Consider the following 7,587-nt stretch of genomic DNA (forward strand, 5'->3'; position numbering starts at 1 on the left):
GGGGTCGGGTTGTCGATGGGGCCCTTGAGGCGTATTCGAAGTCCGCCTTGACGCAGAAAGTCGGCAACTTCTTTTCCGCCCGGCACGAGATCGGCCGCACCTAACACCGTTTCGAGGATGTTCACTCGCACTTCGAGATCGGCGAGGTTCTGCGGAAAGTCGATTGTGCCTGCCGCTTCGATGATATAGCTGGGCGATTCCGCCTTCATGGTCTTTAGCGTCATTACGCCGTTTGTGAAGACAAATTCGCCGAGGCACTTGTCATAAGCAAGACCTTCGTCCTTCAACGACGGGATACGCAGACGCGTAATCTCTGTCGTGCGAAGCACCGTGACCACCTTTGTGGCGATGCCGAGTTTGCCGAACGACCCGTTTTCGCCCGTGAATGTGATGACGCCGTTTGCGCCGTTTATGGGGCTCACGCCCTCGGCCAATGGCATGCTGAGCGCAACCGAGCCGCTCAACGCGCCCTTCAGCCCCCGGGAATCCTTGTTGAGCAGATCGTCGATGATGCTTGAGTCCACGCGGTCGATGAGCAACTCCATCGCGAGCGTGGAGGTTTGTGTGCCCGGTACGGGCGAACTGGAGACGACGCCGGAAAGGGCGCCCCCGTAGGGTTGAATCTTGAGGGGATCGATTCGATACCCGCCTTGCGAGAAGGTCACAACCGCATTCATATCGCTAAGGTTTGCGCGCGCGTACCGCAGGGTCTTTACAGAGACCGTAAATTGACCTTCTATTCCGGATGACGTATTTCCTTGCGTCGATGGGGCAGCTTGCTGCGCGGTCGATTCTGCTCGCGCTTTTTTCGAAGCATCGAGCGCCGACAACACCGCGTTTGTGTCGAACTTGTTGCCGGTAATGCTTCCTAGGATACGATTCCCTTTCATCGTGGCATCCACAACACAATCCGAGTCGGCGCCACGAATGGTCAAGCCTTTGCACGTGAACGTGTCGCCGCTGTAGGAAAGGGAACCATTCATCGAATCGATAGCCGCCCCCTCGGTAAACGTCATACCCACATCGTGCAACGCGAGCTTCATGTCCGTAGGCAGAGCGGCGAACGACCCGGTGACGCGGCCGCGCGTCTTAAGCTCGCCGGGAAGTATGTCGGAGATGCGGCCCATGTCGATGTCGAGCGCGTCCACGACGAAGCGGCCATCGACGGGTTTGCCCACGAAGGACTCGCCCGCACAACGCACCTCGATGGTCTTGGCCGCCCATGCGCCGGGAGGGGCGTCGCCGGTAACAACCACAGATGCCGGAAGACCCGACGCTTTGTCCACGTAACCGCCAGCAAGAATGCGAGGCTCCGTCAATTCCAGCGTGGCAAGAAATTGCTTCTTATCCGGTGAGAAATCGAATTGAACAGGGATGGTTCCCGACACGGACACGTCCGAAGGCAGCACGGCTTGTATCGCGTGACCGGGTACCGTTGCGGAAACGTGGATTGGCCCGAGGGCCATCCCTTCTTGCTGACTTGTCAGCGAAACGCTTCCTTTCAAAACCGGTTCGCCGCTGCGCGCGAATGCAATGGTCAACGACTTGTTCTTCTCCGAGGGCAATGTGATGGTCGTATCGATTTGCGAAACGCCGTAAGCCGCCATGACACCCGGAGCAACCGTCTTTGCGGAAGGCTGCTTCAACCACGGTAACTGTATGCGAGCAAAGTCCCCGGTGACCGTGCCTTCCCACACACGTTTCGCAAACTGGTAGCGGCCGTTGCTCGTGACACTACCGAGCATCTGAGATTGGGCGCTCGCTTTGGTCTCGATGGCATCCACGCCGGCGGTGAAAGTAACTTCCAGGGGATCCATGCGATCGGTCCACGATTCGCTGGTGATACCCAACTTGCCTTGCGACAGTGTGCCTTCGATAGACAGGTCTGCCGGTACGCCTTCGCCGGGTTTGAACGTACCGCGCACGCGTTTCAGTGTAAGTCTTCCGCCCGCTTCAGAGAACGCGGACAGGCCACCCACACCTTTGAGACGCTCATTTGTGATGTCTGCATTGCCCGACAGATCGAATTGCGTGGTCCCGGTTTTCAGATTGGGCTGAATCGTACCAGCCAATGAGACGCCTTCACCTTCAATCTTCTCGATGAGTATGGCGTTCTCTTTGAGCGAAAACGTCCCCCGAATGGCGTTGACGGCGGGTTTGTCGCCTTCAACCAGAAGGTTGATTCCCTGAAACGCGGCATTTCCGGAAACCAATCGCAGTTCCTTTTCGGGCGACACGCCGAGCAACAGGTCTGTGGCCTGAAACGATGCATCACGATCCGTTTTCACGTTGAATTGTCCGGGCGGCTGGAAGGCAAAGAGCGCGTCGAGTCCGGAGGCGTGAATGGTAGCGGAGGTCACTTTCGCGGCAATCGACACATCGGGGTTAACCGTCAAGTCACCGGTCAGTTCCGTTCCGGTAGCCTTCCAGTGAATGTCGTTGACCGTAAACGTGCCGTCGTCATACCAGGCTTTCGCCGTGTAGGATCCCACGAGTGGTGACAGGTCGACGCCTTCATATGCATTCGGCGTTGCATCGCCGGTGATATCGACTAGATAGGTTTTCGCGCCGGTTCGATCAATGGTTGCGGTGAGCGTCGCCGTGCCGTCCGGAATGGAGTCGCCAGGGATAAATGTCGCGGTTTCGATGTTGGTTGCTTTGGCGGTAGCCTTCACTCCCAATCCAAACTCCTGGCCCTTCGTTAGGACAACATCAGCAGCCACGTGTGCGCTCTCGCCAAGTCCGGGCATGCTGAGGTCCGCGTCTACGGTGATGGAATCGCTGAGCGGATTCGCTACGGCCACTTCGCCCTCGGCGAGCGGGTCGGCAGACTCTCCAACGAAAATGCGCACGTCTTCCGCGGCCACGCGTGCAATCGAAAGACGCGGCTGCGTCGTCTGTTCCTTCTCCTCCTTGGGCTCTTGAGGGCCAATGGATTGAATGCGTTCACGGGTCTTGGCGGGAGACTCAGGCAACTTCACGGTAATACCGCTGGCGACCACGTCCGACACATCAATCTTGCCGCGCACGAGGCTGCCGAGGCTCACGTATGCGGCGACGGATTCGCAATGCGCGCTGAATTCGTCGTCACCGACCTTTACGTTGAGCACGCGCGCGGACGGTGTGGGAAACAACGCGATATCGATGTGGCCCGCGGTAACAGGAAGGCTCGTGGCCTTTTCCGCCGCTTTGGTAATCAGCGGAAGATATCGGTCTGCGTCGATAAAACGCTCGACAATGGGCCACGCGATCATGAGCGCGGCCATTAGCCCCGCGAATATCCACGGCCATCGTCTGCGTTTGTTCGTTTGCACCAGTCTTCGCGTCACCATGCAGACATTTTAACATGAATCGACTGCGCGGGAACGTATCGTAGTCTAGAAAACGTAAGGCGCAGGCTTGATTTGCCTGCGCCGTGGATTGTTTTCATCTGACTTCTGATGAGGCTAGTTATCGACGTCGAGGCATGAGTTCGATCCTCAGATATTCCCTTCCGTCGCGCTCTTCGGCTCCGGCTCACGCGTGTTGAATTCCGTTGTTTTGAGCAGTTCCGGCGTACTGATGAACACAAAGCCCGGTCCGAGTTTGTAGTAGAGATTGAGCGGAACCAGCAGCGCTTTCAACGCTTCGCAAGCGGGGACGTCATCCACTTTGATGTAGGCAATGTAGCCTGTGTTCACAATCGTATCGCCCTCCTTGATGAAAGCAGGTGGCGTCAACGGAGGGATGAATGGCTGCCCAGGAGCGCCGCCTGCCGGGGCCCCCGGCTGCAGGGACGCAGGCGGAGACGTTAGCAGCGACGCGCGGACCGCGCGCTTGTCGATGACAAAGTTCATGCCCAAAGACTCGGACAGGAATTCCGCGATGTCTGCGATATGCGAATCTTGAAACTCAATAGAAGCGGGCTGTTCCAATGCCGTGCTGAGTTCCGGATCGGTCGGCGCGGGAGTACTGAAGTCGTCCTTGCCCAGTTGGGTCTTCGCCGTGATCCAAATGAAACCGGGGTGTACTTCGTAGCCCAATTCCAGCGGTTCAAGCAGCGCCTTCAAAGCGTTTTTCAGAGGAATGTCTTCTACCTTGATATAGGGAACCATGCCATCTGTCACGTACTTGGAGGCGGAGATGTACACGGGAGCTTGAGCCGGTGGTGCGATTTCCGCCGTGGGGGTTCCCCCCTGCACGCCCGGTGCGACCGGAGCGGCAGGACGCATCTGTCTCTTTGGAGACTCGACGTAGCGTGAGTCAACGACAATATTGACTCCCACGTAATCGGCAATGAAATCGGTGATGTCGAAAACACTTGCATCCTGGAATTCGATGTTCACCGACGAATCCAGCGCCACCTCAATCGATGACTTCTCGGTAGTCTTGTTGTCGGTGGCTGTAGGTTGTGTCGTCTCTTGAGAAATGGCTGCCGGCGGAGCCGGTTGCCCAGCCGCAGGAGCCTGTGCCGTGGCCTCCGGCGCGGGGGCCGTTGCCGCTTCGTTCTGCGTCCACGCGGGGAGCGACAACCCCAGTACCAGCGCGAGAGCTACTAACGCGGAGAAGCCAATCCTCGGCACGGCGTTTCCGTGAAGTATCTGTTCCAGCCGCCTTTCGAAGTCCATACGCACGCCGTTGCGGATCCCCAGCGCCGTTACGTGAGCCTCCCCGCGAGATATCAACTCCGATACATCGATCAACGTTTCCGCATACGCGCGGCGGCTATTCGGGAGTGCCCAAACGACGTAGGCGTCGCAGGCTTCTTCGGCGGCCTCGTGCAGATGACGTTGCACGAGCCAGAACACGGGATTCCACCACCACGCGATGGCCGCGAACAATTCGAGCCAACGCACGACGTGGTCGCCACGGCGCAGGTGGGCAAGTTCGTGCGCGAGAATACACTGCCACCGTTCGCGCGGAATGAGTTCTAGCAAGGCTTGGGGTATCAGCAGCACGGCGCGGCCGAAATGATGGACCAGCGGCGAATGAAGCCCCTTCACCGCGTAGACTTCGGGCATCGACACGCCCAGCCGGTCTGCGATAGTGCGCGTTTCGTCGACGATCCATTGAGGCACGTCTTGACGTGTTGCCACATAACGGCGATAGCGTGCGATTCGGCTGAAGTGAACTCCCGCAGCGATGACGCTACCCGCGCACCAGAGGCCCAAAAGTAGTAGTTGATGGTTGGTCGATACCCACCGCAACGCGGTGTCATAGATAGAAATCGTTGTTGCGCCACGTGAAGTGTTTGCGACTGGCGTTACCCTCTCCGCAGGCACGGCAGCGCCATCGGACTCCAGCGCGATCTCCGATACGTCCACAACGGTAGTGGCACTGGGTGACGCGGCGTTCAGTGCGGCAAACTGGGGCATGGCCCACGGCCACACAATCACGGGCGGCATCATCAGTTTGATGAGCACCACGACCCACAAAGCGTGACGAACGGCGGGACTCAGCCGAAAAGCGCGTGACGACGCATATACGATTGTAGCGAGTACCGTCACAATGACGAGGTGCTGAAGAATCCACCAGTACATGACAACCCCTCCTAAGCCGGCAGTTCCGGCCTATCTTCCCCGCCTATCTGTTTTTCCGAGTCTCTCTTCGTGTTTTGTTTTCTTCCGCGTGCTCCGCTTTGTCGAGCAGGTTGCGTAGCTCCGCGATTTCCTGAGGGCTGAAGTGATGGTTCTTTACTAACGTCATGACGAGAGGCGATGAAGCCCCGTCGCACAATTGGTCCGCCAGTTCCGTGAGCCGCTGTTCCAGGACTTCTTCGCGCGAAACACAGGCCCGGTAAACGTGTGCCTGACCGCTGCTGTCCCTGGAAACGCAGCGTTTCGACTCGAGACGATTGAGCAAGGTCTGTACCGTCGTATACGCCCACGCATGCCCGCGTTGCTGCAGGCGCGCGGCAATTTCGCGCACGATCCCTTCCCCTTCGTTCCACAAGGTTTCCAATACGGTGAACTCGGCTTGACTGGTTTGTGCGGGCTTCATATCGTCAGCCTCCTACGTTCTGTAGTTCAACTCTACTACGCAATGTAGGATTTTGTCAAGACCTGAATTCTAAGCGGTTGCCTTGGGCGATGATTTGGGGTAGCGCATCCCTCTCCGAATCGGGTAGCATGAACCAATATGTGCACTGCATCTCGCCCCCCGGGCGGATCAACCCAGGAGATTGCCATGGAGACGGTATCGAGAAGGTCATTTATGAAAGGCACTGCGGCCGCGGGCATCGGCGCGTTGGCGGCGTCGAGCACGGCATGGGCAGGCGCAAACGATCGCCTGCGCGTGGCGTGCATCGGGCTCCGCGGGCGCGGAAACGAACACATTGAACAATTCTCTACGTTGCCGAATGTAGAGATTGCTACGCTGTGCGATATCGACGAGAAAATCCTCGACCAGCGGAAGAACTATTTTAAGGAAAAGAATCTGAAGATTCCGAAAACGGAAACGGATCTTCGGAAGGTATTCGATGATAAAGACATCGATGCCGTTTCCATCGCCACGCCAAATCACTGGCATGCATTGGCAACAATCTGGGCGTGCCAGGCGGGCAAAGACGTATACGTCGAGAAGCCTGCCTCGCACAATGTGTTCGAAGGCCGGAAGATGGTAGAGGCAGCGGCCAAATACGGCCGTGTCGTGCAAGTAGGCACGCAAATCCGAAGCAATCCCAGCATTCAGGAAGCCATCAAGCATTTGCAGGATGGTTTGCTGGGCGAGGTCTATCTGGCGCGCGGACTCTGCTACAAGCGGCGCCCGAGCATCGGCAAGAAGCCGGACAGCGACATTCCGAAGGGCGTGAACTATGACATTTGGGTTGGGCCGGCGCCGATGCGCCCGTTCAACGAAAACCGTTTCCACTACAACTGGCACTGGATGTGGGATACGGGCAATGGCGATATCGGCAACCAGGGCGTTCACCAGATGGATATCGCGCGCTGGGGTCTCGGCGTGAAGTTGCCCAAGAAGATTGCCGGCATGGGAAGCATGTTCCTGTGGGACGACGACAAAGAAGTGCCGAACACGACGACGACTTCGTTCTTCTATCCGGATGAGGGGCCGAAGGGCAAAATGCTGGAGTTCGAAGTTCGCCCGTGGCACACCAATGACGAGAAGGGCGCCAAGATCGGCATCCTGTTCTACGGCGAAAAGGGCTACATGGTCATTGACAGCTATTCGAACTACAAGACGTACTTGGGCGAGAAGGAAGAACCGGGACCGAGCGGCGACGTCGGTGCGAACCATTTCGAGAACTTCCTGCAGGCCGTTCGCGAGCGCAAGCCGGAACTGTTGAATGCGCCCATCGAGGAAGGACATTACTCCGCGGCGCTGGCTCACTTGGGACTGATCTCGGTGCGCGTCGGACGCGCTCTCGATTTTGATCCTGCTACCGAGCAAATCATCGGCGACGACGAGGCGGCGCAGTACCTCACCCGCAAGTACCGCGAACCGTACGTGGTTCCTGAGACAGTATAACCAAACAGAATCAACTCGGCGGCGTGAAGGTTAGCTTTCACGCCGCCGTTGTCTTTCAAGAGATCAAGGGAGTGGCTCCGAAGAGATGGGACTCATGGGACTCATAGGACCCATTGGACCCAT

The 7,587-nt window shown here is 57.8% G+C and carries 4 protein-coding genes; 1 reads left to right on the forward strand and 3 read right to left on the reverse strand.

Features of this window, described 5'->3' with window-relative positions; translation table 11 throughout:
- From K1Y02_23635 to K1Y02_23645, 3 genes are all read right to left on the reverse strand, one after another.
- A partial coding sequence (locus K1Y02_23635; GenBank protein MBX7259375.1) for a hypothetical protein occupies positions 1–3,332 on the reverse strand: 3,332 nt, incomplete at its 3' end.
- Positions 3,333–3,479: 147 nt separating this feature from the next.
- Complete coding sequence (locus K1Y02_23640; GenBank protein MBX7259376.1) at positions 3,480–5,519, reverse strand: M56 family metallopeptidase; 2,040 nt, start codon at positions 5,517–5,519, stop codon at positions 3,480–3,482.
- A gap of 43 nt (positions 5,520–5,562) precedes the next feature.
- Entirely contained in the window at positions 5,563–5,979 is a 417-nt protein-coding gene (locus tag K1Y02_23645; GenBank protein MBX7259377.1) for a BlaI/MecI/CopY family transcriptional regulator, read from the reverse strand.
- Between the two features lie 186 nt (positions 5,980–6,165).
- On the opposite strand from K1Y02_23645, the gene K1Y02_23650 reads away from it, so the two are divergent.
- The gene (locus tag K1Y02_23650; GenBank protein ID MBX7259378.1) at positions 6,166–7,464 is read left to right on the forward strand and encodes a Gfo/Idh/MocA family oxidoreductase; all 1,299 of its coding nucleotides are present in this window, start codon (positions 6,166–6,168) and stop codon (positions 7,462–7,464) included.
- Positions 7,465–7,587 lie beyond the last annotated feature (123 nt).

The organism is Candidatus Hydrogenedentota bacterium, assembly GCA_019695095.1.
GTDB lineage: Bacteria > Hydrogenedentota > Hydrogenedentia > Hydrogenedentales > SLHB01 > JAIBAQ01.

What these genes read in the sequence shown, in the direction of transcription:
- K1Y02_23640 (MBX7259376.1), bottom strand. Translation starts at nt 5,519, where the DNA reads ATGTACTGGTGGATTCTTCAGCACCTCGTCATTGTGACGGTACTCGCT.
- K1Y02_23645 (MBX7259377.1), bottom strand. Translation starts at nt 5,979, where the DNA reads ATGAAGCCCGCACAAACCAGTCAAGCCGAGTTCACCGTATTGGAAACC.
- K1Y02_23650 (MBX7259378.1), top strand. Translation starts at nt 6,166, where the DNA reads ATGGAGACGGTATCGAGAAGGTCATTTATGAAAGGCACTGCGGCCGCG.